The organism is Amycolatopsis heterodermiae (genome assembly GCF_034929455.1).
GTDB classification, from domain to species: domain Bacteria; phylum Actinomycetota; class Actinomycetes; order Mycobacteriales; family Pseudonocardiaceae; genus Amycolatopsis; species Amycolatopsis heterodermiae.
Genome location: NZ_JAYFSI010000001.1, coordinates 2138261 through 2162244, shown reverse-complemented (window position 1 = coordinate 2162244; position 23984 = coordinate 2138261). Strand labels below are relative to the sequence as shown.

The window sequence follows — 23984 nt, the reverse complement described above, 5'->3', positions numbered from 1 at the left end:
AGCCGTGGTCGGGATTGCCTCCGCTGCGAACGGATGGGGCACCGTGGGCCGTTGGGTGCGGTCAGGGGGTTAGGTCGGCGAATAGGTTGGTTTCCAGTTCGGGGCCCGGGGCTGGGTGGGCTCGGTGGTAGTCCTCGAAGGGCCACGCCTCTCGTTCTATCTCGCGGGAGTGGGTGAAGAACGGGTGGGCCGGGTCCACCTGGGTGGTGTGGGCCAGGAGGGCGCGGTCTCGGGTTGTGAAGTGGTTCTCGCAGCGGATTTTGGTGGTGATTGGGAGATTGTCTTCGGGTGTTAGTTCGTCCAGGACTGGGCCCATGGCCGATTCGAGGCCGGCTGCGAGGGTGGCTTTGTGGATGGCCTCGAACCACGCTCGGCTCAGGGTTGCTTGGTAGTACAGCTTTTGTGGCTGCCACGGGTCGCCGGTGCCGGGGTAGCGAGTGGGGTCGGCGGCCGCGGTGAAGGCCTCGGTTGTCACCTCGTGGGTGCGGATGTGGTCCGGGTGGGGGTAGCCACCGGTTTCGTCGTACGTGATCACCACGTGCGGGCGGAACTCCCGGATCAGCGCGACCAGTGGGGCTGCCGCCTCTTCGAGTGGGATGGCGGCGAACGAGCCTTCGGGTGGTGGCTCGCCGTCGGCGGGGAGGCCGGAGTCCGTGAGGCCGAGGAACTGCTGGCGGACGCCCAGGATCTCGGCTGCCGCGGCCATCTCGCGGCGGCGGATGGCCGGGAGGTCGGCCCAGGTCTCGGGGTGGTCGACGGCCGGGTTGAGGACCTCGCCGCGTTCGCCGCCGGTGCAGGTGGCTACCAGGACGTCGACGCCTTCGGCGGCGTAGCGGGCGAGGGTTGCCGCGCCCTTGCTGGACTCGTCGTCGGGGTGGGCGTGGACGCTCAGGAGACGGAAGGTCACGCGATGCTCCTCTTCGGACTCGATGACTTCGGGAAGAACGCTGCGGGGACGAGGGTCAAGGCCGACAACGCCAGGGCCCACGTGAAGGTGGTGCCGAACGCCGTGGGGGCGGCGGTTCCGGCCAGTTCGTTGTGGAGGATCGCCGCCAGCAGCGCGGTGCCCAGCGAACCGCCGATGCGGTTGACCACGTTGAACGCGCTCGCCGCTCGGGGGATGCGGGATCGCTCCAAGGAGCCGTAAAGCGTGGTCATGCCCGGGGTGGTCGCCGCGCCCAGGCCCGCACCGCGGATCAGGAGGGACACGGTCAGCAGGACACCGTCGGGAGACGAGCCCAGCTGCGTGAACGCGATCGTGCCCAACAGGGACAACGTGATTCCGGCCAGCATCATCGTGCGGGGACCGAAGCGCGCCAGCAGACGCCCGCCCGCCAGCAGCACCGCTGCCGAGCCCACCGCTTGTGGCGCCAGGAGCAGGCCCGCCTGCCACGCGCTCGCCTGCTCCACCTGCTGGTAGTACAGCGGGAGCAGCAACATCGAGCTGTACAGCGACGCGCCCAGCAGGAACGTGCTCGCGCTCGCGACCGCGAAACCGTTGTCCCGGAACAACTTCAGGTCCAGTACCGCCGATCGTGCGCGGGCCACGTGGACGCCGTACGCGAGCAGCAACGCCACTCCGGCGACCGTAGCCACGAGGACGCCTTCGGCCAAGCCGTACACGAAGGCACCCAGACCCGGGGAAAGCAGCGCGATCCCCCGGACGTCGAGGGGTTCCCGCACGCCACCCGGTTCCGGAGCCGGGAGCAGGCGGCGGGCGCACACGAACGTCGCCACGCCCAGCGGGACGATGCCGAAGAACATCCAGCGCCAGCCGAAACCGGCGACGAGGGCGCCGCCGAGCATCGGGCCGAGGGCCGGGGCGACCGTGGCCGGCAACGTGATCACGCCGATCATGCGCCCCAGCGCCGGGCCCGCTTCCTGCGCGAACACCGCTTGGCCGACCGGCTGCATCAGACCGCCGCCCAGGCCGTGGAGCACCCGGAAGGCGATCAGCGCGGGTGCCGACCACGCGAAGCCGCACAGCAGCGTGCCCGCAGTGAAGAGCGCGACCGCCGTCAGCCAGACCGCGCGGCCGCCGAACCGGTCGGTCAGCCAGCCCGACAGCGGGATCGCCGCCGAGGCCGCGAGCAGGTACGCGCTGGCGACCCACTGCACGGTCGTCAACGGGCTGCCGAGGTCACGGGCGATCGAGTCGATCCCGACGGTCACGATCGTCGCGTCGAGGATCGACAGCACCGCGCCCATGATCAGCACGCCGCCGAGCCGCCACAGCGCCTTGTCCGGCCGGACTGCCGTTGTCATGCCCACCCCCGTTCGTTAGGTCCGACCTCAGATTAGGTCGAACACACTCACTGGGTCAAGCACAAGTTTGGGTTCGACCCAGTAGAGTGACGGCATGAGCGAGGGACTCCGGGCCCAGAAGAAGCACGAGACCAGGAAGAACATCTCCGACGTCGCGACCGGCCTGTTCATCCGGAACGGCTTCGAAGACGTGACGATCGCGGAGATCGCCACCGAGGCGCGGGTGGCCAAGATGACCGTGACGAACCACTTCCCGCGCAAGGAAGACCTGGTCTTCGACATCCGCGAGGACTTCGCGGCCTGGCCGGCGACGCTGATCCGCGACAGCGCCTTCCACGACACGCGCGAGCTCTATTTCGAGGCCCTGGGCGCCGAACACGCGCTGATCGGCTTTTCGGGCCAGGGGTTCGTGCGGATGATCAAGGACAGCCAGGTCCTGACGAACGCGCTGCACGAGATGCACCGCGAGCGCGAGGCGGCGCTCACGCACCTCCTGATCGGACGGCACCCCGAGCAGGAGCTCGGGCCGGTCTTGGCCGCCGCGCACCTCGCGGCCGTGCTGCGGGTGCTCTTCCAGGAGGTCTTCGACCGGACGCTCGCGGACGAGCCGAGGAAGCAGATCGTCGACACCTTGTGGCCCGTCGCGGAACAGGCCTTCGACCAGCTGGAACCGGTCTTCGGCCGGTTCTAGCGCGCCGCGCCGGCCGGGCGCTTGGTCCGCAGCTCGGGCTCGGGTGCGCCGTCGACCTTCAGCACGCGCAGCTCGCGCAGGTCCATCGCGTCGGATGGCGCCAGCAACGCCGTGAACCGCCGCACGACCAGCGCCGTGACCACCGCGAGCGCGGCCGCGGCCAGGTCGGTCACCGCGACCAGGACGACGCTGTCCGCCATCGACTGCACGTCGGTGCGGAAGCGCCAGACGATCGTCACGCCCAGCATGACCCAGTTCAGCAGCCAGGCGCCCCACCAGACGACGACCTGGCGGGACGGCTTCGGGCGGACGTCACGCTCGCGGCCCAGCACCGCGTGCTCCAGCTCGCCGACGATCGACAGCGCCATCGGCAGGTTCGCGACCGGCACCAGGATGCCGACCAGCACCTGCCACACCGGCCGCGGCGGGTCGTCGCCCGAGTTGTCGGCGGCCGCCTGCCGGGCGACCAGCAGCCACCAGACCGACAGCCCCGCCGGCAGCAGCGCGAGGATCGACGCGAGCAGGCCGGCGGTGAGCACGAACCCGTCGGAGAACGCGACCACCGAGCGGGTCAGCGCGGAGTCACGGCCTTGGACGAGCAGCACGTACCGCCAGATCTCGGCGCCGGCCGCGACCACGGAAAGCACGGAGAACGCGAACAGGATGCCGACCAGGCTGCGGCTGAGCACCCGCACGCGGTCGATCGGGCGGACGCCGTCGGAAGCCGTGCCGGGCACCGACGTCGGACGGCGCCAGACCAGGTTCGGGAAACCCCAGCGCGGCGGCACCGGGTAGGACGGCGGACCGTAGTAGCGCTCGGGGGCCACCGCCCGGCGACGCGGCCACGCACCCGGCGGCGGGGTCGCCACCCAGCGCAGCTTCGGCCGGTGGTGCGGACGGCGGTGGTACGGGTACGGCTCCGGGCGCGCGGCGAGCGCGCGGCCTTGCAGCTGCTGCGCGTTCGGCGGCGGCGCGGCCGGGCGCGGCCAGTACCCGGGTGGGTACGGCTGTCCCGCCGGAGGCTGACCCGGGTGCAAGGCTAGATCACTTCGGGATCGATGCCGGGGTGCTCGCCGACCATCGGACGGCCTTCGCGGTGCCACGCGCCCATGCCGCCGGCGACGTTCACCGCGTCCCAGCCGCTCTGGTTCAGCCACGCCGTCGCGCGCGCGGACCGGCCGCCGCTGCGGCAGATCACGTGGATCGGCTGGTCGTCGGGCAGGTCGGTCAGCTCGCCGACGCGGGCCGGGAGCTCCCCCATCGGGATGTGCACCGCGCCGGGCGCGTGCCCGGCGGCCCACTCGTCGTCCTCGCGGACGTCGAGCAGCACGAGGCCGTCTTGGGGCAGGTCGCGGACCTCGGCGGTCGGCAGTTCAGCAGGGCTCACCACGTTGACCATGCTGCCACGTCGGGGCGTTGCCCGCGTGTGAGGTGTGCGTACGAACGGTCCGTTCGCGACGGAAGGGGCGCGAACGGGCCGTTCGTGCCGGAATCAGCCGGGCGGAACCGGGCATCTCGCGTGATTGGAGGGGCATCACGTGTGATTGGGGGGGTCGACACGGCGGAGGGGGCCTTCCGCACGTCGGTGCGGGAGGCCCCCTCCGGGGTGGAGCTAGTGCGAGACGGCTTTTTCGGCGCCCGCGCCCGTCAGGGCCCGGACCTCCATCTCGGCGTACTTCTTCGGGTTGCGTTCCTTGGACAGGACCGTGCCGAGCCAGCCCAGGAAGAACGCGATCGGGATCGAGAACAGGCCCGGGTTGTCGAGCGGGAACCAGTGGAAGTCGACGCCCTGGATCATCGACGCGCTCTTGCCCGTCTTGGCGTCGACCGGCTTGCCGGAGACCGCCGGGGAGAACACGATCAGCACGATCGTCACCAGCAGGCCGCCGTAGATCGACCACAGCGCGCCCTGGGTGTTGAACCGCTTCCAGAACAGCGAATAGAGGATCGTCGGCAGGTTCGCCGACGCCGCCACCGCGAACGCCAGTGCCACGAGGAACGCCACGTTCTGCGTCTTCGCCAGGATGCCGCCGAGGATCGCGAGCGCGCCGATCACCAGCGCGGTGACGCGCGCGACGCGGACCTCGCCGCCGGTGGAGACCGCGCCCTTCTTGATCACGTTGGCGTAGACGTCGTGGGCGAACGACGCGGACGCCGTGATCGTCAGGCCCGCGACCACCGCGAGGATCGTGGCGAACGCGACCGCCGAGATGAACCCGAGCAGCACCGGCCCGCCCAGTTCCAGCGCCAGCAGCGGCGCCGCGGAGTTCGTCGTGCCCGGGGCCTTCGCGATCTTGTCCGGCCCGACGATCGCGCCCGCGCCGTAACCCAGCACCAGCGTGAACAGGTAGAACACGCCGATCAGCACGATGGCCCAGACCACCGAACGACGCGCGTCCTTCGCCGTCGGCACCGTGTAGAAGCGCATCAGGACGTGCGGGAGACCGGCCGTGCCCAGCACCAGCGCGACGCCGAGCGACAGGAAGTCCAGCTTGGTCGTGCCGGTCTTGCCGTACTGCTTGCCCGGGTCGAGCAGCGCCGCACCGCCCTTGCCGCCCTTGTCGACGGCGGCCTGGAACAGGTCGGACAGGTTGAAGCCGTACTTCCCCAGCACCCACAGCGTCATCGCGAACGCGCCGACGATCAGCAGCGCGGCCTTGATGATCTGCACCCAGGTGGTGCCCTTCATGCCGCCGATCAAGACGTACAGGATCATGATCACGCCGACCACGGCGATCACCAGGTCCTGCCCCAGTTCGCTGTCGATGCCGAGCAGCAGGTTGACCAGACCACCCGCGCCGGCCATCTGCGCCAGCAGGTAGAAGAACGAAACGGCCAGCGTCGAGACGGCCGCCGCGGCGCGCACCGGACGTTGTTTCATCCGGAACGCGAGCACGTCGCCCATCGTGAACTTGCCGGTGTTGCGCAGCAGTTCCGCGACCAGCAGCAACGCGACGAGCCAGGCGACCAGGAAGCCGATCGAATAGAGGAAACCGTCGTAACCGTTGACCGCGATCGCACCCGCGATGCCGAGGAACGACGCCGCCGAAAGATAGTCACCGGAAATCGCGATGCCGTTCTGCGGGCCGGTGAACGCTCGCCCGGCGGCGTAGTAGTCCGACGCCGTCTTGGTGTTGCGGCTGGCCCGGAACACGATCACCAGCGTGATCGCGACGAAGACCAGGAAGATGATGATGTTGAGGGTGGAGTTGGAACCCTCCACACCCGCGGCGAGGTTCATCGGCCGGGCTCTCCTTCGATGCTCGCACGGATCTCGTCGGCCACCGGGTCGAGCTTCCGGTTGGCGTACCGCACGTACAGCCCGGTGATCACGAACGTCGACACGAACTGCAGGAGCCCGAAGACCAGGCCGACGGTGATGTTCCCGGTCAGCTTGGTGCTCATGAACCCGTGCGCGTAGTCGGCGAGGAGCACGTACAGCAGGTACCAAAGCAGGAACAGCGCGGTCATCGGGAACACGAACACGCGCAGCCTTCGGCGCAGGCCGGTGAACTCGGGACTTTCCTGGATCCTTTCCCAGTCCGTTTGCGACTCCGCGCCACCGACGTCTTCCTCGGTGCTGCTCACAGCGGATCTCCACCTTTCAAGTTCTCGTACTGTCCGTACTGTTTGAAGCCAACGGACCGTAAAGAGTTAACGGTGTAGTTGGTAAGCCCCCAATCGGGCGCTTGACCTTGTGTAGAAATTCCGCTTGAGATTCGCGAGAGATGTCCGTTTAGCGGACACGGGATCACTCGATCGGGTAATGCAATCTGACGCCGAGTCAGCAGATCACTTACGATGCCGCCCGCGACCGGCGACCCGCGTCTTCTCCTCGGCCTGCCCGAACCGCGCGACGGCCCGATCGCGCATGAACCCGAGCGGGTCCGGCGCATGCAGCCGCAGCATGATGTCGTGGACGTGGTCCGGACGGCCGTATCCGGTCACCCGGCTGACCAGATACGTCGTGACGAACGCGACCGGCACGGTGATCAACGCCGGCTGGGTGGCGAACCACGGCGCCCAGCCCCCGGTGTAGCCGCTCACGATGTTGACGACCAGCGCGGCCAGCACCAGGCCGCCGCCGGCGAACATCCCGGCCAGCGCGCCGGGCCAGGACAGCTTGCGCCACCAGATGCCCAGCACCAGCAACGGGCTGAACGTCGACGCGGCGAGCGCGAACGTCATCCCCACCGACAGCGAGAGGTCCTCCGGCCGCAGCGCGACGGCCAGCCCGACCGGGAACAGCGCGACCAGCACCGTCGCCACGCGGAAGTCCCGTACGCGGCCGGGCAGCAGGTCGGTCGAGACCACCCCGGCGACGCTCACCAGCAGGCCGGACGTGCTGGACAGGAACGCCGCGAACGCGCCGGCCGCGGTGACCGCGCCGAGGAGCTGGCCGCCGATGCCCGGCAGCATCGCCGAGGGCAACCGCAGGATCGCCGCGTCCGTCTTGCCGGTGACCAGCAGCTCCGGCACGTACATCCGGGACAGCGCGCCCAGCAGCGTCGGGAACAGGTAGAACAGGCCGAGCAGCAGCAGGACGTGCACGGTGGTGCGGCGCGCGGCCTTGCCGTCGGGGTTGGTGTAGAAGCGGACCAGCACGTGCGGCAGGCCCATGGTGCCCAGGAACGTCGCGAAGATCAGCGAGTACGTCTGGAACAGGTCGGTCAGGCTGCCCGAGCCCGGGTGCAGCCAGTTCCCGTTGTCGGCGACGGAGTCGCTGACCACCGGCACCGGCGTGCCGGCCAGGAACTTCAGCTTGGTGCCTTCGGAAACCGTGTGCGGGGCCAGCGGGGTCCAGTGCGTCGGCCCGGCGGCCGGGCCGTTGTCCGCGTAGCCGTACGCGTAGAGGAACGTGTCCGAGTCGACGTGCAGGGTGACGTCGGTCTGGACGTCGACCGTGGTGTCGGTGGTGAAGACCGGCGGGGCGGCCGTGCCGAGCGGGCGGAAGCCGTCCGGGCCGCCGCCGGCGAAGAACACCATGCACAGCACGAACGCGGGCACGGCGATCGCGAACAGCTTGAGCCAGTACTGGAAGGCCTGGACGACGGTGATGGCGCGCATGCCGCCGGCGATCACGTTGAACGCGACCAGCACCATCACGACGACCGCGCCGGCCCACGCGGGCACCGGCAGGATCGTCGCGAGCGTCAGCCCGGCGCCCTGCAGCTGCGGGACCATGTAGAGGATCCCGATGAACACGACGAACGCCGTGGAGAACCGGCGCAGGCCGATCGAGCCGAGGCGCATCTCGAGGAAGTCCGGCAGCGTGTACGCGCCGGAGCGCCGCAGCGGCGCGGCGACGAAGAGCATCAGCGCGAGGTAACCGGCGGTGAAGCCGATCGGGAACCACAGCGCGTCGGCGCCCTCCTTGAGCACGATGCCGGCGATGCCGAGGAACGACGCCGCGGACAGGTACTCACCGGAGATGGCGGCGGCGTTGCGCCGCGACCGCACGGTGCGCCGCGCGACCAGGAAGTCGTGCGTGCTCGTGGCGGACCGCGAAGAGCGGTGACCGAGGTAGAACGTCACCACGGCGACCAGCACGATGCCGGTCAACGCCCACGGGTTCAGCTGCACGGAGGAATCCTCGCACGGGGAGGCGCGAACTAGTTTTCGATCATGTCCACGAAGGCGCGTTCGTTGCGCTCGGCCAGCCGGTTGTACCAGAGGCCGACGCCGAACAGGAACGGAAAGGGCAGCACGCCGAGGATCAGCCAGGGCACCGGGATGCCGGCCAGCGTGAGCCGGGAGAAGCCGGGGAGCAGGTAGAACAGCACCGGCAGCGACCCGAACACGACGACGACCAGCAGGGACAGCAGCAACGCCGTCCGCAGCTGCACCTTCACCAGGTGGTCCCGGACGAGCAGCTTCCCCCAGCTGGTCTGTTCCTCCAGCTCGACGCGGGCGCGCAGGGTGCCGGAACCGCGTTTCGGGTCGTTGAGGATCACGCGCTCACGCTTGGGTCTCGCGTGCTGCTCGTGCTTCGCCGGCTCGTCCGGCGCGGGCGGCAGCGGCTCGACGACGGCCTGCTCGGTGGGCTGCGGCAGCGGCCGCTGCGGGCGCCGGCCCAGCGTCGGATCGGGCTCGCGGACGCCGTTCGCGCGCCGGTCGTAGAAGTCTTCGGTCATGACCGGCCCCGGCTCAGCCGTTCCGGCCTGAACCGACCAGCCGGTCCTTCAGCGCGCGAGTGTGGCGCCGGCTGACCGGCAGCACCTTCTCCTCGTTGCCGATCACGACCTGGTAGCCGCCCTGGCCCATCCGCAGCTCGGTGATCAGCGGCAGGGCGACCAGGAACGACCGGTGGATCCGGACGAACCCGGCCTTCTCCCAGCGCTCTTCGAGCTGGGCCAGCGGGATGCGGACCAGGTGGCTGCCTTCGGTGGTGAACAACCGCGCGTAGTCGCCCTGGGCCTCGACCCAGCGAACCGAAGAGCGCGGGATGAGCTTGGTGGTGCCGGCCAGCTCGACCGGGATGACCTCGTCGTCGTTCTTGACGCCGGGCTCGCCGCCGACGGCGCCGGGAGCGGGCGCCGCGGCCGAAGCCAGCTTTTCGATGACGCGCGTGATCGCGCGGTCGAGGCGGTCCTGCTGGTACGGCTTGAGCACGTAGTCGAGGGCACCGAGGTCGAAGGCGTTGACCGCTTCTTCGGCGTGCCCGGTGACGAACACCAGCGCGGGCGAGGGCCGGAGCGCGGCGAACACGCGTGACATCTCCATGCCGGACAATCCGGGCATGTCGATGTCGGCGAAGACGGCGTCGACGATCGGGAGGCCGCGGTCCTTGCGTTCGCGTAGCCTCGGGTCGTCGGTCGACAGCAGCCTCAGCGCCTCCGACGCGTCGATCGCCGGGAACACCTTGGCCACGTGCGGGCTGTTCTTCAGGCAGTGGACGAGTTCGTCCAGACCTCGAGGCTCGTCGTCCACAGCCAGGACCACGAGCTTCCGGGTGTCATCGTGAGCACTCACAGTGAAACGCATCCTGCCCATTGCCGAGTGCAATGTCCAGCCCCCGTCCGCCTGAAGTGGGGAGACCCGCGGGCGACAGCGCCGCCCGCGGGTCCCTTGTCTCAATGCACGAAGGTGAACCAGTTGAGGTTCACGAAGTCGGCGGGCTGGCCGCTCGTGAACGTCACGTACACGTTGTGCACCCCGGTCACCCCGCTGATGTTCGCCGGGACCGTCCGCCAGCTCTGCCAGCCGCCGGTGTTACCGACAGCGAAGCTGCCGACAGGCGCGTTGGACAAGCTGTCCAGCCGGACTTCCACCAATCCGCTGACCCCGTTCGCGGCGCCGGACGCGACGCGCGCCTGGAAGTTGGTCGCGGCACTGCTCCCGAAGTCGACGCCGCTGTAGAGCGCCCAGTCGCCGTTGCCCGCCGGGCCGATGTTCTGGCCGCCGCCGGTGTCGGTGGTCGTCTGCTTGGCGAGGCCGTTCTGCTGGTTGTACGACTCGGCCTGGATCGTGCCGTACGCGCTGCCGCCGCCGGACGGCGGAGTCGTCGTGGTCGGCGGCGTCGTGGGCGTGGTCGTGCCGCCACCGCCCGAGCCGCGGGTGCTCACCGTGACGTAGTCGACGACCATCGGGTGCCCCGGCACGATCCCCGGCCCCGGCGTCGTGGTGCCGGAGTTGTTGTTGGGGAACGCGCCGCCGATCGCGACGTTCAGCAGCACGAAGTAGCCGGCGTGGTTCGTCATGTTGGCCCAGGTCGTCGCGTCGACCTGGTTCTGGCTGACCGAGTGGAACTGCTGCCCGTCGACGAACCAGCGGAACACCTGCGGGCTGACGCTCGCGTCCCATTCGAAGCGGTAGGTGTGGAACCCGGCCTGGCAGGTCGCGCCGGGGCAGGCCCGGTTGTTGACGATGCCGGTGGTCTCGTTGCACGGGCCGCCGGGGTTGACGCCGCAGTGCATGACGCCCCAGACGGAGTTGATCCCGTTGACGTTCTCCATGATGTCGAACTCGCCGATGGCGGGCCAGTTCCACCAGTTGCCGCGGTACGGGCCGCCGAGCGCCCAGAAGGCCGGCCAGTAGCCGAGCGCGGCGGCGCCGGTGACGTTCGGCATCTGGATCCGGCTCTCGATCCGCATGACCCCGCCGGCCGGCGGCTTGAAGTCGGCGCGCTGGGTTTCGATCCGCGCGGACGTCCAGTTGCCGGCGCCGTCGCGCAACGGCGTGATGCGGAGGTTGCCGGAGCCGTCGAGCGCGAGGTTCGACGAGCTCGACGTGTAGTTCTGGATCTCGCCGGTGCCCCAGTTGCCGGGGCCGCCGGGGTAGGCGTGGCCGGTGTCGACGATCCAGTTCGAGCCGGACGGCAGGGCGCCGGAGCCGCCGGTGAAGTCGTCGGCGAACACCGTCGTCCAGCCGGATTCCGGGGGCGGGATGGACGCCGACGCGGGCAAGGTGAGCGGGATGGCGATGAGCGCGGCGCCGGCCAGGGCGCCGAGGGCCAACCGTCTTGAGGTGCGCGAGAGGTGGGGCATCGGGGACGACCTCCTCGTCGATCCGGATTTGTTGCGGGCCACAACAAAGCCCGTTGACGAGGAGACCTCCCGGAACCTGGTGATCGCTATACATGGTTACGAAGCAAGAGTGATGCAGGTCACAAAGTGTGCCCCGAAGTACTCGAACCGGACAGTCCGAGCAGGGCCGATCCGACGACACGGACGGCGTCCTCGGCCCCCGGCAGCGTGCGCAGGTGCGGCGTGCGGGCGACGTCGTTGACCACCGTGAGGGCGGCTTGGACGCGAACGCGGGCCAGGTCCGGGTGGACGTCGCCCAGCAGCCGGACCCAGGACTCGACGTACTCGCGCTGGGTGCGGCGCAGCTCGTGCCGCTCGGGCTCCGGCAGCAGCCCGACCTCGGTGATCAGCAGGTCGACGACGTTGTGGTGGGCCAGCGAGTACCCGGCGTAGGACCGCAGCAGCGCGGGCAACGACGCCGTCCGCAGGCCGTCGCCGAGCGCGTCGGCGCCGGTGCGCAGGGCCGTCATCAGCAGCTCGGCCTTGTTCTCGAAGTGGTGGTAGACGCTCGGCCCGGCGATCCCGGCCGCCGCGCCGACCTCCTCGATGGCCACGCTGTGGAAGCCGCGCTCGGCGAAGAGCCGGGTCGCGGTCGTCAGCAGCAGCTCACGCCGGGACGCGGGCTCGGCGACCCGTTCCGGTGCCCGTTCGCCCAGGTCCGGGAGCCGGACGGCGGCGACCTCGCCGGCCAGGGACGTCATCAGCTCGTCGTAGGCCGGACGTGGCAGGTCGACGCGCTGGAAGGACACGCTGACCAGCACCGCGAGCACCGACCAGGCCAGCAGCGTCGCCTGGTCGGCGGTCAGCTCCGGGCGCCGGTCCCGGAGGTCACCGGCGAGCTGCCGCGCCAGCCGCCGCAGGGGCCTGCCGACGCGGTGGCGTTCGGCCGGGTCGAGGTGGCGGGACTCGCGCTGCCACAGGATCCCGACGTCACGCCGGTCGAGCGTGGCCGTCGCCAGCTCGGCGAAGTCGGTGACGGCCAGCGCGGTCAGCGCGTCCTCGACCACCGCGGCGAGCAGCTCCTGCTTGCCGCGGAAGTGCCGGTACAGCGCGGACGGGCCGATCGCGACGGCGTCGGCGATGTCGCCCATCGCGACGTGCGGATAACCGCGGCGGACGAACAGCTCCGCGGCCGCGGCCACGATCAGCACGCGGCGGTTGCGCGGCCGGGTGCCGCGGGCGGGTGCGGACACTCAGTGGACCCCGCGGTCGCCGTCGGCCCAGTGCCGCTTCCGCAGCTCGCGCTTGAGGATCTTGCCCGCGCCGGACATCGGGAGGGCGTCGGTGAACTCGAACGTGCGCGGCACCTTGTAGCCCGCGATCGCCTCGCGGCAGAAGTCGCGCAGCTCGTCACCGGTCGCCTCCCGGCCGTCGAGCAGCACGACGACGGCGTGCACCCGCTCGCCCCACTGCTCGTCCGGCACGCCGATCACCGCGCACGCGGCCACGGACGGGTGCTTGGCCAGCGCGTTCTCGACCTCGGCCGAGTACACGTTCTCGCCGCCGGACACGATCATGTCCTTGATCCGGTCGACGACGAAGACGTACCCGCGCTCGTCCATGTAGCCGCCGTCGCCGGTGTGCATCCAGCCGCCGCGCAACGCGGTCGCCGTCTCCTCCGGCCGGTTCCAGTAGCCGAGCATCACGTGGTCACCGCGGCAGACGATCTCGCCGACCGTGCCGCGCGGCACCTCGACGTCGTCGACGTCGACGATCCGGACCTCGGCGTGCGGCGCCGCCCGGCCGGCGGCCCGGCGCAACGCGGGGTCGTCGTGGTCCTCGGCGGACAGCAGCGTCGCGACCGGTGACAGCTCGGTCATGCCGTACGCCTGCACGAAACCCGCACCGGGAAAGACCTTCCGGGCGCGGTCGAGGACGGCTTCGGAGATCGGTGAAGCGCCGTAGACGACGTGGTTCATCGACGTCAGGTCGTAGTCGGTGACGCCGGGGTGGTCGACGAGCAGCTGGATCATCGTCGGCACCAGCAGCGTGTCCGTGACGCCCCGGCCGCTGATCGCCTCGAGCACGCCGACCGGGGTGAACATCGGGACGATCACGTGGGTCGCCCCGACGAGCTGCCCGGCCGCCCAGGCCGCGCCGTCGGCCAGGTGGAACATCGGCGCGGTGTGCAGCAGTTTCCCGCGCGCGGTGAGGAAGTGGCCGGTGGCGAGGCTGCCCAGCGCCGACGTCAGCAGGTTGCGGTGGCTGAGCATGACGCCCTTGGGCGTGCCCGTGGTGCCGCCGGTGTAGTAGACGCCGAGCAGGTCGTCACCACCGCGGCGGGCGTCGTCCACCGGATCGGCGCCGTCGACGAGGTCTTCGTAGCCCAGCATCCCGTCCGGCGTCGGTGCCTCGCCGATGTGGACGACCGTGGTCACGCCGGCTTCGCGCAGCTTCGGCACCATCGGGACGAAGGCGTCGTCGACGAGCAGCACGCGCGTGTCGGATTCGGTGAGCGAGTAGGCGATCTCCGCCGGACTCCAGCGGATGTTGATCGGGTTGAGCACGGCGTTCGCCCACGGCGTGGCCAGGAGGTACTCGTGGTAGCGGTCGGAGTTGAGGGCGAGGATGCCGACACGGTCACCGGCGCCGACGCCCAGCTCCTTGAGCGCCCCGGCGAACCGCGCGACGCGACCGGCGACCTCGCCGACGGTCCGGATGCGATCGCCGTACTCGGTCATCGGCCGGTCGGGCCCCTGCTGCACGGCTTGGTGGAGGGTCTGCGTGAGGTGCATCCGCCGCTCCTTTGCGGTCCGGTCCCCTAGCGCTGATTCACATAGCCTAGCGTTGGTTCACTTAGGAAGCCAGACCTCGACGGCCGGAGGGCTCGTCGAGGGTGAGGGTCAGAGACCGAAGCGGGACCAGGCCGCCTTCTGCGTCACGGCGTCCAGCACCGCGGAGGCGGCCGCCGGGGCGCCGACGCCGAGGCGGGCCAGTAGCGGGCGCTTCGGCTCGGCGACCGAGATGTCCGCGTCCGGGTAGCGCTCGGTGATGATCTGGCGGAGGCTGCCCAGGCCGTCGATCAGTCCCAGCTCGGTGGCCTTCGCGCCGAGCCAGACGTCGCCGGTGAAGAGATCCTCCGTGTCGGTCAGGCGGTCGCCGCGGCGTTCCTTCACCCAGCTCACGAACAGGTCGTGGAGCTGGGTGTGCATCTTCTTCAGCCACTCGACGTCTTCGGGCTTCTCCGGCGAGAACGGGTCGAGGCGCGACTTGTTCGCGCCCGCCGTGTGCAGGCGCCGCTCGATGCCGAAGCGTTCCAGCAGGCCGGTGAACCCGAAGCCGCCGCTGATCACGCCGATCGAGCCGACCATGGACGTTCGGTGGGCGAAGATCTCGTCGGCCGCGCAGGCCAGCCAGTAGCCGCCGGACGCGGCGACGTCCTCGCAGAACGCCAGTACCGGCACGCCCTTCTCGTCGGCCAGCTGCCGGATCCGCTCGGCGACCAGGCCGGACTGCGTCGGCGCACCACCCGGCGAGTTGATCAGCAGCGCGACGGCCTTCAGCCGGTCGTGCCCGAACGCCCTGGTCAGTGCGGACTCGACCGCGTTCAGGTTGATCGCGCCCCTGGCCAGCGGTGACGGCGACGGCGTGATCACCCCGTGCAGCTTCACCACGGCGACGACGTCCTTGCGCTCGACCCGGTCGGCGAGACCCGGGATCCGCGAAGCCAGCTTGTCCGTAACGCTCATAACGCCAGGCTAGCCGGATTCAGCCCATGGGGAGGATGCCGGACCGGGTGCCGTTGACGCCGTTCGCCTCGGCGCCGTTGAGCTGCGCCGGACCGCCCTGCGACGGAACGTCGGCCTCGCCCGTGTCGGCGTCGGAGCTGTAGTCCGGCATGTTCGGGCGGACGCCGGGGACGAACTTCGGCACCCGGAGCGTCACCTTCATGCCGGCACCGGGCGCGGTCTCGACCATCACCGCGTAGTCGCCGCCGAACACCTGCTGCATGCGCTGGTTGATGTTGCCGAGCCCGACGTGGGCGCCGGTGCGGTGCGCGCTCTTGAGCTCGTTGAGCCGCCGCGGGTCCATGCCGATGCCGTCGTCCTCGACGCTGATCAGCGCTTCGGTGCCGTAGTCCTGGGCGATCACCGTGACGCAGCCGCCGCTGGGCTTGCTGGCCAGGCCGTGCTTGACCGCGTTCTCCACCAGCGGCTGGATGATCAGGAACGGCACGACCACGCTGAGCACCTCGGGCGCGATCTTCATCCGCACCTCGAGCCGGCCGCCGAAGCGGGCGTTCTCGATGGTCAGGTAGCGGTCGATGTTGCGCAGCTCCTCGGCGAGCGAGGTGAACATGCCCGACGTCCGGAACGAGTAGCGCGTGAAGTCGGCGAAGTCCTGAAGCAGCTCTCGCGCCTCTTCGGGGTCCGTGCGGATCAGCGCGGAGATCGTGTTCAGCGCGTTGTAGACGAAGTGCGGTGAGATCTGCGCGCGCAGCGCCTTGATCTCGGCCTGCTGGAGCTGCTGCTTCGACTCGTCGAGCCGGGAGAGCTCGAACTGCGTGCAGACGAACTGCGCGACCGCGTCGGCCATCTGCACCAGGCGGCCGCGGGTCCGGCCGACGACGATCAGCGCCGCCTCGGTCTCGCCCTCGACCAGCAGCGGCACGATCACCGCCGTCTTCATCCGGCAGGTGCCGCGGTGGTTGCAGGGCATCCGGTCGTGCGCGACGACCTCGCGGCGGTGCTTGCGGATGGCCGCGCTGACGGCGTCGACGAGGTCGACGTAGTGCTCGTTCGCCTCGCCGTCCCAGGACAGCAGCGTGCCCTCGCTGTCGGTGATGCCGACGGCGACGCAGTCGAGCATCTGCAGCAGCTGGGTGGTGATCTTGTCGGCGGCGTCCTCGTCCAGGCCCGAGCGGAGGTTCGGCGCCGCCTTCGACATCCGGTGGACCGCCTGCAGCATGGCGTCCTCCACCACACTGGCCGGCTTGCGCTGCTTGAACAGCAGCACGATCACCACGATGGCGAGCAGCACCACGATCCCCCACGGGACGATCTGCTCAAGCGGAAACCCGGACACGGCGTCCATGCTCTGCGCTCGACCAACCGGGTGCAAGGCCTGTTCCCACTTTCTGTTCAAACGTGACGACCGAGGGTGGGGACGACCCTACTAAGAGTCGGGTGGCGGCCCCCATGGTCACTGTCGGCAACGCGCGAGAGGCTGGTCCTGTTCCACCGGTTCCGGGGAAATCGGCAGGGTGGGCGCGGTTTCGGGGACCGCGGCCGCGGGGGTGCCGCCCTCGGGACGGGCGACGGCGGAGCACCTGCCGCCGAATGGGGGAATCCGGTGCGTGACGCCGTGACCACGCATGTCACGCACCGGATCGGCCCTACTTCAGCAGCCGGGACATCCGCCGATCGGCCAGCGGCTTGCCGCCGGTCTGGCAGGTCGGGCAGTACTGGAACGACTTGTCGGCGAACGAGATCTCGCGGATCGTGTCGCCGCAGACCGGGCACGGCAGCCCGGTGCGGGCGTGCACCCGCAGGCCCGAGCGCTTCTCGCCCTTCAGGCGCGCCGCCTTCTGCCCCACCGAGCGCTCGACGGCGTCGGACTCGATCTCGTGGATGGCCTCGGCGAGGGTTTCCAGCGCGCCTTCGTCGAGCTTGCCGATCGTGGCGTACGGCGAGAGCTTCGCGCGGTGCATGATCTCGTCGGAGTAGGCGTTGCCGATGCCGGCGATCAGCGACTGGTCGGTCAGCGCCCACTTCAGCCGGGTGTTCCGCCCAGCGAACAGGTCCCGCAGCTGCGTGGCGTCCAGGGTGAGGGCGTCCGGGCCGAGGCGCGCGACGCTCGCGATCTCCTGCGGATCCTTGACGATCCACACCGCGAGGCCCTTCTTCGTGCCGGCCTCGGTGAGGTCGAAGCCGGGCCCGGTGGCGGACTCGAGGTGCACCCGCAGCGAGATCGGGCCCTTGCCCGGCCGCAGCGGCGCCGCGGCCAGCCCGTCCGACCAGCGCAGCCAGCCCGCGCGGGCCAGGTGGACGACCAGGTGCAGGTCACCGGCGACGACGTCGAGGTGCTTGCCGTGCCGGGTGGCCCCGGTGATCTCGCGGCCGTGCAGCTGGGTCCACGGCGGGGTCGCCGTCTTCAGCACGCTCAGCGATGCGACATCGATCCGGAAGATCGTCTGGCCGACGGCGTTCTCTCGCAGGTGGTGAGCCAGCGCTTCGACCTCGGGTAGCTCGGGCATTCCGTCAGTCTCACCCTTTCGGCCGAAATCCGGTACGGCTTACTCGACCGGGTGCAGCGGCCCGTCGAAGTCCGGCAGCGAGTGCCGCTGGATGGTCTTGGAGATCTTCTTGACCTCGCCCTGCACGGTGAACATGCCGCGGATCGTGCCGACCCAGCGCTCGGACGGCCGGTCGCCCGTCACGTCGCCCTCGGTCTCGGCGACCACCGTCCACGGACGGCGCAGGATCCACCGCAACGGGAAGAACAGGATCACCAGCAGCAGCGCGAGCAGCACCCACGCGGGGATGTTGACCTGGTCCGGGGTCCACACGACGAGGATCACGGCCAGCAGCGCGGTCACGACGATCATCGCGATGCCGGGGCCGTAGCTGCCCGCGACGTCGTGCTCGAAGTCGTCCGCGGTCGCCGGAGCCCGCCATTCCATCTGGGCACGGACCACCCAGTCGCGGCCGTCTTCGCCGCGCACCAGCCGGTTCATTCAGTAGCCTCCCAGGCTGCCCGCAGGGTGAGCAGCACAACAGTCAACAACGCAACGGTACCGTGCCCAGCCCGGCCCGCGCGAGGGAGGAATCGGACATCCCGCGCCGCGGAGTTGATCACCGCTGTTCAGGACCCCGACGGCACGGTCGCGGCCGAATCCGGCGATTCGCCCGAATCAGTGACGTCGGAGGTGCTGCTCGCGCACGGTTTCCCGGATGTCGGCGTCACCGTGGTCGAAGGCTCGGTGGACGGCTCGGTCGACGGTTTCGTCGATTCGGCGTCGTCACCGGTCGGTTCCGGCTTGGTCGTCTCGGTCGGCGAACCCGTCGGACGGCCGGTCGGCGACAGCTCGGGCGAGTTCTCCGGCTCGTTCTCGTCAGTCGACTCGGTGATCGTCAGGTCGGGGTGCGAGGTCTCCGTGTCGAGCCTCGGCGCCGTCGACGAGTGGCCGGGCGTGCTGAACGTCGAAGGCGGATCGTCGTCGCGCGGGCCGAGCCCGTCGGGGCCGGCGTCACCGGTGTCCCCGCCGCTCGTCTCGCCGGCCGGGACGTCGCCGCCGGCCACGCCGGGGACCTCGTTCGCGCCGAGCTGCCGGCTCCCGGTCCGCGACTTCGCCGGGACGGTCACGCCGGTGCCTCGGCCGTTGAGCACGCCGATGCCGATCCGCGGGTTCCGCTGCGGCTGGGGCGGCGGCTGCTGGTGCGTCTCGCTCGGCGGCACGACCACGAGCTCCGGCGCACCGCCGGTCAGCCCGACGTCCTGCACCGGCGACGAGCCGAACAGCACCGGCCCGGCGGCGACGCCCACGGCACCCACGGCCGCGGTCGACGCCAGCGCGAGGCCGATCTTGACCTTCGACCCGACGAGGACGCCCTTGACGGTGGCCCCGAGCCCGGCCAGCACCCCGCTGCCGCCGGCCGCGGCACCCGCGACCGGCACCAGCAGCACCAGCACCCCGGCGTGCGCGCGCAGCGACGAGCAGACGTCGCGGAGCTCGTCCTGGGTGGCGCGGCACGACGGGCAGCCGTGCAGGTGCGCCTTGATCCGCTCGGCTTCGGCGCCGGTGACGCTGCCCGCGGTGAACCCGCCCAGCTTCTCGACGACCGCGCGGCACGAGTCCGGCCCGCGGTTCACCGAAAGGTGGGCCTGCAGGTAGGCCGCGCGCAGCCCCTGGCGGGCCCGGCGGGCCAGCGCCGCGGTGGCGTTCGCGCTCAGCCCGAAGTGGGTGGCGACCATGGCGGGCTGCTCGCCCTCGACCTCGGTCTGCCACAGCACGGTCCGCCAGCGCTCGGGCAGGCTGGTGAACGCGGTCGTGATCAGCGTGTGCTCGGCGGTGCGGGCGTGCGTGTCGGCCCCGGCACCGGCGCGGAAGGTCAGCTCGTCGTCGGAGACCGGGACGTCACGGCGGGCGCCGTGCCACTCCCAGGAGACCCGGCGGGCGACAGTCAGCAGGTAGGCGCGGACGTAGTCCCGGGGACCGGCGCCCCGGCGCAGCGCCTGCAGCACCCGGAAGAAGGTCTCCGCGGTGATGTCCTCGGCTTCGGACCGGTCGGACGCCAGGCTCTGCGCGAGTCTCCGGACGGCGGCCGCGTGCAGCTCGAACAGCTCTCCGAACGCCGCGTCCTCACCGTTTCGCAACCGTTGCAGCAGTGCCTGCTCGTCGGATTCCGAGGCCGCTGGTGGCGGCACCGTGCCCAGCTCGGTCATCCGGCCCGGCACCTCCTCCCCCGAAGGTCTCCCCATTCGGTCGAATGGGGACACCATACGGAGGGAAACAGCCGTCGTCACCCCTTGTACGCCAGCTGTGACACCGAAGCACCGGGTCAGGGGACCGGGGACCCCGCTCATCGGAGCAGTTTGAGGAGGGTATAGAGTACTTCTCACAGCAGCCGCAAGGAAGCTGTACGCGGATGTAGCGCAGCTGGTAGCGCATCACCTTGCCAAGGTGAGGGTCGCGGGTTCGAATCCCGTCATCCGCTCGCAAGATCGAAGGCCCCGCTTCGGCGGGGCTTTCTTCGTTCCGGGGATGTTCCGGTGGGTGCTACTCCTTGCGTCTTTCGGTCCATTGTCTGGACCAATCGCTCTAGGCGACCCGGCTCGAAGTTCGGCCGGACAGTGGTCTGAACCATTGATGTGAATTCTCCACACTTGTGTGTACTTGTTGTGAGAGGAGTCACATGGTCAAGAAGCTCGTTCTCGCCGTTGTCGCCGCTCTCGCTCTTCCGTTCCTGGTCACCGGCGTCGCCTGGGGACACGGGTACACCACCACACCGCCCAGCCGGGCGTACAAGTGCAAGACCGGGGCCGTGACGAACTGCGGGGCCATCCAGTACGAACCGCAGAGCACCGAAGGCCCGAAGAACTTCCCCGGCGGCGGCCCCGCCGACGGGAAGCTCTGCTCCGCCGGCGTCGCCCGCTTCGCCGAGCTCGACGACCAGCGCGGTGGCACCTGGCCGACCACCAAGCTCACCAGCGGCGCGACCTACACCTTCAACTGGACGCTGACCGCCGCGCACGCGACGACGTCGTTCCGCTACTTCGTCACCAAGAACGGCTGGAACCCCTCGGCGCCGCTCTCCCGGGCGCAGCTGGACACCACGCCGTTCCTGACCGTGCCGTTCAACGGGCAGCGGCCCGGCACCACGGTGTCGCACAGCGGCAAGCTGCCGTCCGGCAAGAGCGGGCGGCACATGATCCTCGCCGTCTGGGACATCGCCGACACGGCCAACGCGTTCTACCAGTGCTCGGACGTTACTTTCTGACCTGGTTCGTGCCGGTTCGGCAGCTGTTTTCACTTCGTGTTCCGCCCTCGTTCCCCGGTTGCCACCTTTTCGGGTGACAACCGGGCACGAGGGTGTCAGGCATGACCGAACTGACTCGTCGTCGTCTCCTCGGATCAGTGTCTCTCCAGGTCGCCGCCACCGCGGCCGCGGCCACCCTGATGCCCCCGAACGTCCAGCGCGCGCTCGCCCAGGGCGCCCCGAAGCACGGCTCGCTCAAGGACATCGAGCACGTCGTGCTGCTGATGCAGGAGAACCGCTCGTTCGACCACTACTTCGGCACGCTGTCGGGCGTCCGAGGGTTCGGCGACCCGCACGCGGCGCGGCTGCCGAACGGCAAGCCGGTGTTCTACCAGCCGGACGCCGAGAACCCGGCGGGCTACGCGCTGCCGTTCCACCTCGACACGCACGCGACCAACGCGCAGAAGATCCCGTCGACGTCGCACGCCTGGCAGGTCCAGCACGACGCCTGGAACGGCGGCAAGATGGACAGCTGGCTGCCGGCGCACCGCAAGGCCGACGGCAAGAACGGCCCGTACGTGATGGGCTACCACACCCGCGCCGACCTGCCGTTCCAGTTCGCGCTGGCCGAGGCGTTCACCATCTGCGACAGCTACCACTGCTCGGTGTTCGGCCCGACCTGGCCGAACCGGATGATGTGGATGACCGGCACGATCGACCCCGACGGCGAGAACGGCGGCCCGATCCTCGACAACAAGGCCCCGGCCGGCGGTTACACCTGGACGACGTACGCGGAGCGGCTGCAGGCGGCCGGCGTCAGCTGGAAGGTGTACGAGCAGAGCGACACCTACGGCTGCAACATGCTGGAGAACTTCGCGAACTTCAAGAACGCGCCCGCCGACTCGCCGCTGGCGGTCAACGGCCTCACGCACCGGCCCGAGGGCCAGTTCGAGTACGACGCGCGCAACGACAAGCTGCCGACAGTCTCCTGGATCATCTGCACCTCGACGGCGTCGGAGCACCCGCAGTACACGCCGGCCGAGGGCGCGGCGTTCGTCGCGTCGAAGATCGACGCGATCGCGGCCAACCCCGAGGTCTGGGCCAAAACGGTCTTCATCCTCAACTACGACGAGAACGACGGCCTGTTCGACCACGTCGTCCCGCCGACGCCGCCCGCGGGCACGCCGGGCGAGTTCGTCACCAAGACGTCCCCCGGCGGCACCCCGGGCAACGGCCTCCCGGTCGGCGCGGGCTACCGCGTCCCGGCGATCGTGGTCTCGCCGTGGACCGCGGGCGGCTGGGTGTGCAGCGAGAACTTCGACCACACGTCGACGCTGCGGTTCCTGGAGCAGGTGACGGGCGTGGCGGAGCCGAACATCTCGCAGTGGCGGCGCAGGACGTTCGGGGACATGACGTCGGCGTTCCGCTTCACCGACCACAAGGCCCAGCCGCCGGTGCTGCCGGACACGTCGGGCCCGCTGACGCTGTCCCGCTACGAGGCGGCGAACCTGCCGGCGCCGACGTTCCCGGGCACCGACCAGAAGCCGCCGAAGCAGGAGCCGGGCGGACGGCCGCGGGTGCCGCGCCACCCGTGACGTAGCGGACGGCCACCCTCGGTCGGCGAGGGTGGCCGTTCCCGTCACACGGTGGTCTTGAAGGGATCGTGCTCGGCGAGCAGCTTGTCGAGCCGGGCCTGGTCGACGCGGGAGACCACGGAGGTCTCGTCCTGTCTGTCCCGCACGCACTTGGCGAGCGTGAACGCCGAGGTGACCAGGTAGAGCATGCCGAGGGCGAGGAACCCGCGAACCCAGCCGTCGAGGGGCAGGTACACGATCCCCGCGGTGACGGCGGCGAGGGCGAGCCCGAAGGAGATGGCCGCCTGCGCGTAGAACGCGGTGGTGGTGGGTGAAGCTGCGGACGAACCGGACTTGGTCATGTGACCACGGTCTCGCCGCGGACCCACGGGTGTCTTGAGCAGTACTACTCAGCCCGGATTGCGATGCGGCTACAGCTCGTAGACGTCCAGGACCGTGGGGGCCACCGGGGTCAGGTGCGGGTCTTCGCGCTCCGTCACCTGGCCTCGGGCCATGCGGTAGACGCGGAAGTCGTTGTCGTGCTCGGTGTCCTGGTCGTCCCAGACGTGGAGCAGGCCGTACGAGCCCGCGGCCAGCTCGCCGACCCTGGTGAACATCTCCAGCAGGTCCGGGGCGAGCTCGCCGCCGTGCTTGTCGAAGCCGCCGAAGTGGAGCATCGGCATGCCCGCGCTCCAGCGGAGGTCGACCAGGTCGAAGTCGCCCGCATCGCGGATCGCGCGGTGCACGCGGTCGACCAGGCGCTCCAGGAGCGCCGCGTCGTCATCGCCGCTCGCGGTCGCCTGGATGGTCACCCAGCCGTGGTATTCGAACACCTGGAGAACGGTAGCAAGAGATCAACCAGCGCAGATGCCGGGCTCAGCGGGCCAGCGCGGAGGGCTTCCCGTCGCGGCGCAGGACGTTGCCCAGCACGCCCTCGCCGAGGCGCTCGAACGCCGACACGAGCGGCTCGCCGAACACGCAGAGCGTGCGCTCCCACGGGTGCCCGAGGGTGCCGAACGAGAAGTCCCTGGCCAGGAACAGGTGGTAGTCCGCGCGCGGGAACACCGGCACCGGCCAGCGGGCGCCTTCGGTCATCAGGTGCGGCCGGACGCGGTAGGACTGGTGCTGCCAGTGCAGCGCCCACAGCCAGTCGTCCGGGCCGCAGACCTCGCGGAACGCGGCCTGCGCCACGCGGGCGACCTGGTGCTCGTCGACCGCCCACGGGCCCAGGCGGAACTCCGCCGACGAGCGGTCGAGGTCGCCGGGCGAGAGGTCCCAGGTGCGCGACGGCGCGGGCTCGCGGAACCCGGGCCAGGCGTGGGCGTAGGTGCTCGGCCAGAACGCCAGCTTGTCGTACACCCAGTACCAGGCGGGCTCGTCGGCGACGCGGGAGACGGCTTCCCAGGCTGCATTCACTGTTTCGACCTCTGACTTGGCCAGGTACGAAAGAACACGCGAAAGCTTCGTGTTCGGTCTCCGGTTTGTCCAGTCCTCGTCCGCTCCGCGCGAA

The 23984-nt window shown here is 70.2% G+C and carries 22 protein-coding genes, 1 tRNA gene and 1 pseudogene; 4 read left to right on the top strand and 20 right to left on the bottom strand.

Annotated features, from left to right (window positions below; all coding sequences use genetic code 11):
• Positions 1-61 precede the first annotated feature (61 nt).
• Positions 62-907 carry a mycothiol conjugate amidase Mca gene (mca, locus tag VA596_RS10590; RefSeq protein WP_323325516.1) on the bottom strand — a complete coding sequence of 282 codons (846 nt, stop codon included), beginning with the start codon at positions 905-907 and terminating at the stop codon, positions 62-64.
• Positions 904-2265, bottom strand: coding sequence for a DHA2 family efflux MFS transporter permease subunit (locus VA596_RS10585; protein WP_323325514.1), 1362 nt, complete (start codon positions 2263-2265; stop codon positions 904-906). The genes mca and VA596_RS10585 overlap by 4 nt, the downstream gene beginning before the upstream one ends.
• Positions 2266-2359: 94 nt before the next feature.
• Between VA596_RS10585 and VA596_RS10580 the strand changes: the two genes are divergently transcribed.
• A complete protein-coding gene (locus tag VA596_RS10580; RefSeq protein WP_323325512.1) occupies positions 2360-2956 on the top strand; it encodes a TetR/AcrR family transcriptional regulator in 597 nt (198 codons plus the stop codon).
• Here the strand turns inward: VA596_RS10580 and VA596_RS10575 are convergent.
• The 15 genes and pseudogenes from VA596_RS10575 to VA596_RS10505 all read right to left on the bottom strand — a co-directional run bounded on the left by VA596_RS10575 (position 2953) and on the right by VA596_RS10505 (position 19866).
• Positions 2953-3993 carry a DUF4328 domain-containing protein gene (locus VA596_RS10575; RefSeq protein WP_323325510.1) on the bottom strand — a complete coding sequence of 347 codons (1041 nt, stop codon included), beginning with the start codon at positions 3991-3993 and terminating at the stop codon, positions 2953-2955. The genes VA596_RS10580 and VA596_RS10575 overlap by 4 nt on opposite strands.
• A 2-nt stretch (positions 3994-3995) precedes the next feature.
• Complete coding sequence (locus tag VA596_RS10570) at positions 3996-4355, bottom strand: rhodanese-like domain-containing protein (protein ID WP_323325508.1); 360 nt, start codon at positions 4353-4355, stop codon at positions 3996-3998.
• A gap of 213 nt (positions 4356-4568) precedes the next feature.
• Positions 4569-6197: a solute symporter family protein gene (locus VA596_RS10565; RefSeq protein ID WP_323325506.1), complete on the bottom strand. Its 1629-nt coding sequence runs from the start codon at positions 6195-6197 to the stop codon at positions 4569-4571.
• Entirely contained in the window at positions 6194-6544 is a 351-nt protein-coding gene (locus tag VA596_RS10560; protein ID WP_323325504.1) for a DUF485 domain-containing protein, read from the bottom strand. Before VA596_RS10560 ends, VA596_RS10565 begins: the two co-directional genes overlap by 4 nt.
• 204 nt (positions 6545-6748) lie before the next feature.
• The gene (locus VA596_RS10555) at positions 6749-8539 is read right to left on the bottom strand and encodes a sodium/solute symporter (RefSeq protein ID WP_323325502.1); all 1791 of its coding nucleotides are present in this window, start codon (positions 8537-8539) and stop codon (positions 6749-6751) included.
• A gap of 29 nt (positions 8540-8568) precedes the next feature.
• Complete coding sequence (locus VA596_RS10550; protein WP_323325500.1) at positions 8569-9090, bottom strand: hypothetical protein; 522 nt, start codon at positions 9088-9090, stop codon at positions 8569-8571.
• A gap of 13 nt (positions 9091-9103) precedes the next feature.
• A complete protein-coding gene (locus VA596_RS10545) occupies positions 9104-9940 on the bottom strand; it encodes a LytR/AlgR family response regulator transcription factor (RefSeq protein WP_323325498.1) in 837 nt (278 codons plus the stop codon).
• An 89-nt stretch (positions 9941-10029) separates the two neighbouring features.
• Positions 10030-11442, bottom strand: a complete 1413-nt coding sequence (locus tag VA596_RS10540; protein WP_323325496.1) for a glycoside hydrolase family 16 protein — start codon at positions 11440-11442, stop codon at positions 10030-10032.
• A gap of 119 nt (positions 11443-11561) precedes the next feature.
• On the bottom strand, positions 11562-12674 hold the full coding sequence (locus VA596_RS10535) for a TetR/AcrR family transcriptional regulator (RefSeq protein ID WP_323325494.1): 1113 nt from the start codon (positions 12672-12674) through the stop codon (positions 11562-11564).
• Positions 12675-14219, bottom strand: a pseudogene (locus VA596_RS10530) (long-chain-fatty-acid--CoA ligase); the annotation flags it as partial.
• Between the two features lie 105 nt (positions 14220-14324).
• On the bottom strand, positions 14325-15170 hold the full coding sequence (locus VA596_RS10525) for a S49 family peptidase (RefSeq protein WP_323325492.1): 846 nt from the start codon (positions 15168-15170) through the stop codon (positions 14325-14327).
• A gap of 19 nt (positions 15171-15189) precedes the next feature.
• Entirely contained in the window at positions 15190-16515 is a 1326-nt protein-coding gene (locus tag VA596_RS10520) for a histidine kinase (protein WP_323325490.1), read from the bottom strand.
• A gap of 301 nt (positions 16516-16816) precedes the next feature.
• Positions 16817-17677 (bottom strand): Fpg/Nei family DNA glycosylase, encoded by an 861-nt coding sequence (locus VA596_RS10515; RefSeq protein ID WP_323325488.1) that lies wholly within the window; start codon positions 17675-17677, stop codon positions 16817-16819.
• A gap of 39 nt (positions 17678-17716) precedes the next feature.
• On the bottom strand, positions 17717-18157 hold the full coding sequence (locus VA596_RS10510; protein ID WP_086858118.1) for a DUF983 domain-containing protein: 441 nt from the start codon (positions 18155-18157) through the stop codon (positions 17717-17719).
• A gap of 128 nt (positions 18158-18285) precedes the next feature.
• A complete protein-coding gene (locus VA596_RS10505) occupies positions 18286-19866 on the bottom strand; it encodes a sigma-70 family RNA polymerase sigma factor (protein ID WP_323325486.1) in 1581 nt (526 codons plus the stop codon).
• Positions 19867-20065: 199 nt separating this feature from the next.
• Here VA596_RS10505 and VA596_RS10500 point away from each other — a divergent pair.
• The 3 genes from VA596_RS10500 to VA596_RS10490 all read left to right on the top strand — a co-directional run bounded on the left by VA596_RS10500 (position 20066) and on the right by VA596_RS10490 (position 22495).
• A tRNA-Gly gene (locus VA596_RS10500) sits at positions 20066-20138 on the top strand.
• 198 nt (positions 20139-20336) lie between these two features.
• Complete coding sequence (locus tag VA596_RS10495; protein ID WP_323325484.1) at positions 20337-20921, top strand: lytic polysaccharide monooxygenase auxiliary activity family 9 protein; 585 nt, start codon at positions 20337-20339, stop codon at positions 20919-20921.
• A 101-nt stretch (positions 20922-21022) separates the two neighbouring features.
• Positions 21023-22495, top strand: a complete 1473-nt coding sequence (locus VA596_RS10490; protein ID WP_323325482.1) for an alkaline phosphatase family protein — start codon at positions 21023-21025, stop codon at positions 22493-22495.
• Positions 22496-22539: 44 nt separating this feature from the next.
• On the opposite strand, the gene VA596_RS10485 is transcribed toward VA596_RS10490, so the two are convergent.
• The 3 genes from VA596_RS10485 to VA596_RS10475 form a co-directional block, all read right to left on the bottom strand.
• On the bottom strand, positions 22540-22836 hold the full coding sequence (locus tag VA596_RS10485; RefSeq protein ID WP_323325480.1) for a YiaA/YiaB family inner membrane protein: 297 nt from the start codon (positions 22834-22836) through the stop codon (positions 22540-22542).
• 69 nt (positions 22837-22905) lie between these two features.
• Positions 22906-23307, bottom strand: coding sequence for an immunity 7 family protein (locus VA596_RS10480; RefSeq protein ID WP_247059795.1), 402 nt, complete (start codon positions 23305-23307; stop codon positions 22906-22908).
• 43 nt (positions 23308-23350) lie between these two features.
• A complete protein-coding gene (locus VA596_RS10475) occupies positions 23351-23890 on the bottom strand; it encodes a DUF2716 domain-containing protein (RefSeq protein WP_323325478.1) in 540 nt (179 codons plus the stop codon).
• Positions 23891-23984 lie beyond the last annotated feature (94 nt).

Bases quoted from the DNA above. Each gene is read 5' to 3' on its own strand.
- VA596_RS10490 (WP_323325482.1), top strand. From the start codon at position 21,023: ATGACCGAACTGACTCGTCGTCGTCTCCTCGGATCAGTGTCTCTCCAG.
- VA596_RS10520 (WP_323325490.1), bottom strand. From the start codon at position 16,515: ATGGACGCCGTGTCCGGGTTTCCGCTTGAGCAGATCGTCCCGTGGGGG.
- VA596_RS10540 (WP_323325496.1), bottom strand. From the start codon at position 11,442: ATGCCCCACCTCTCGCGCACCTCAAGACGGTTGGCCCTCGGCGCCCTG.
- VA596_RS10505 (WP_323325486.1), bottom strand. From the start codon at position 19,866: ATGACCGAGCTGGGCACGGTGCCGCCACCAGCGGCCTCGGAATCCGAC.
- VA596_RS10525 (WP_323325492.1), bottom strand. From the start codon at position 15,170: ATGAGCGTTACGGACAAGCTGGCTTCGCGGATCCCGGGTCTCGCCGAC.
- VA596_RS10550 (WP_323325500.1), bottom strand. From the start codon at position 9,090: ATGACCGAAGACTTCTACGACCGGCGCGCGAACGGCGTCCGCGAGCCC.
- VA596_RS10565 (WP_323325506.1), bottom strand. From the start codon at position 6,197: ATGAACCTCGCCGCGGGTGTGGAGGGTTCCAACTCCACCCTCAACATC.
- VA596_RS10570 (WP_323325508.1), bottom strand. From the start codon at position 4,355: ATGGTCAACGTGGTGAGCCCTGCTGAACTGCCGACCGCCGAGGTCCGC.
- VA596_RS10510 (WP_086858118.1), bottom strand. From the start codon at position 18,157: ATGAACCGGCTGGTGCGCGGCGAAGACGGCCGCGACTGGGTGGTCCGT.
- VA596_RS10515 (WP_323325488.1), bottom strand. From the start codon at position 17,677: ATGCCCGAGCTACCCGAGGTCGAAGCGCTGGCTCACCACCTGCGAGAG.
- VA596_RS10495 (WP_323325484.1), top strand. From the start codon at position 20,337: ATGGTCAAGAAGCTCGTTCTCGCCGTTGTCGCCGCTCTCGCTCTTCCG.
- VA596_RS10585 (WP_323325514.1), bottom strand. From the start codon at position 2,265: ATGACAACGGCAGTCCGGCCGGACAAGGCGCTGTGGCGGCTCGGCGGC.
- VA596_RS10580 (WP_323325512.1), top strand. From the start codon at position 2,360: ATGAGCGAGGGACTCCGGGCCCAGAAGAAGCACGAGACCAGGAAGAAC.
- VA596_RS10485 (WP_323325480.1), bottom strand. From the start codon at position 22,836: ATGACCAAGTCCGGTTCGTCCGCAGCTTCACCCACCACCACCGCGTTC.
- VA596_RS10545 (WP_323325498.1), bottom strand. From the start codon at position 9,940: ATGCGTTTCACTGTGAGTGCTCACGATGACACCCGGAAGCTCGTGGTC.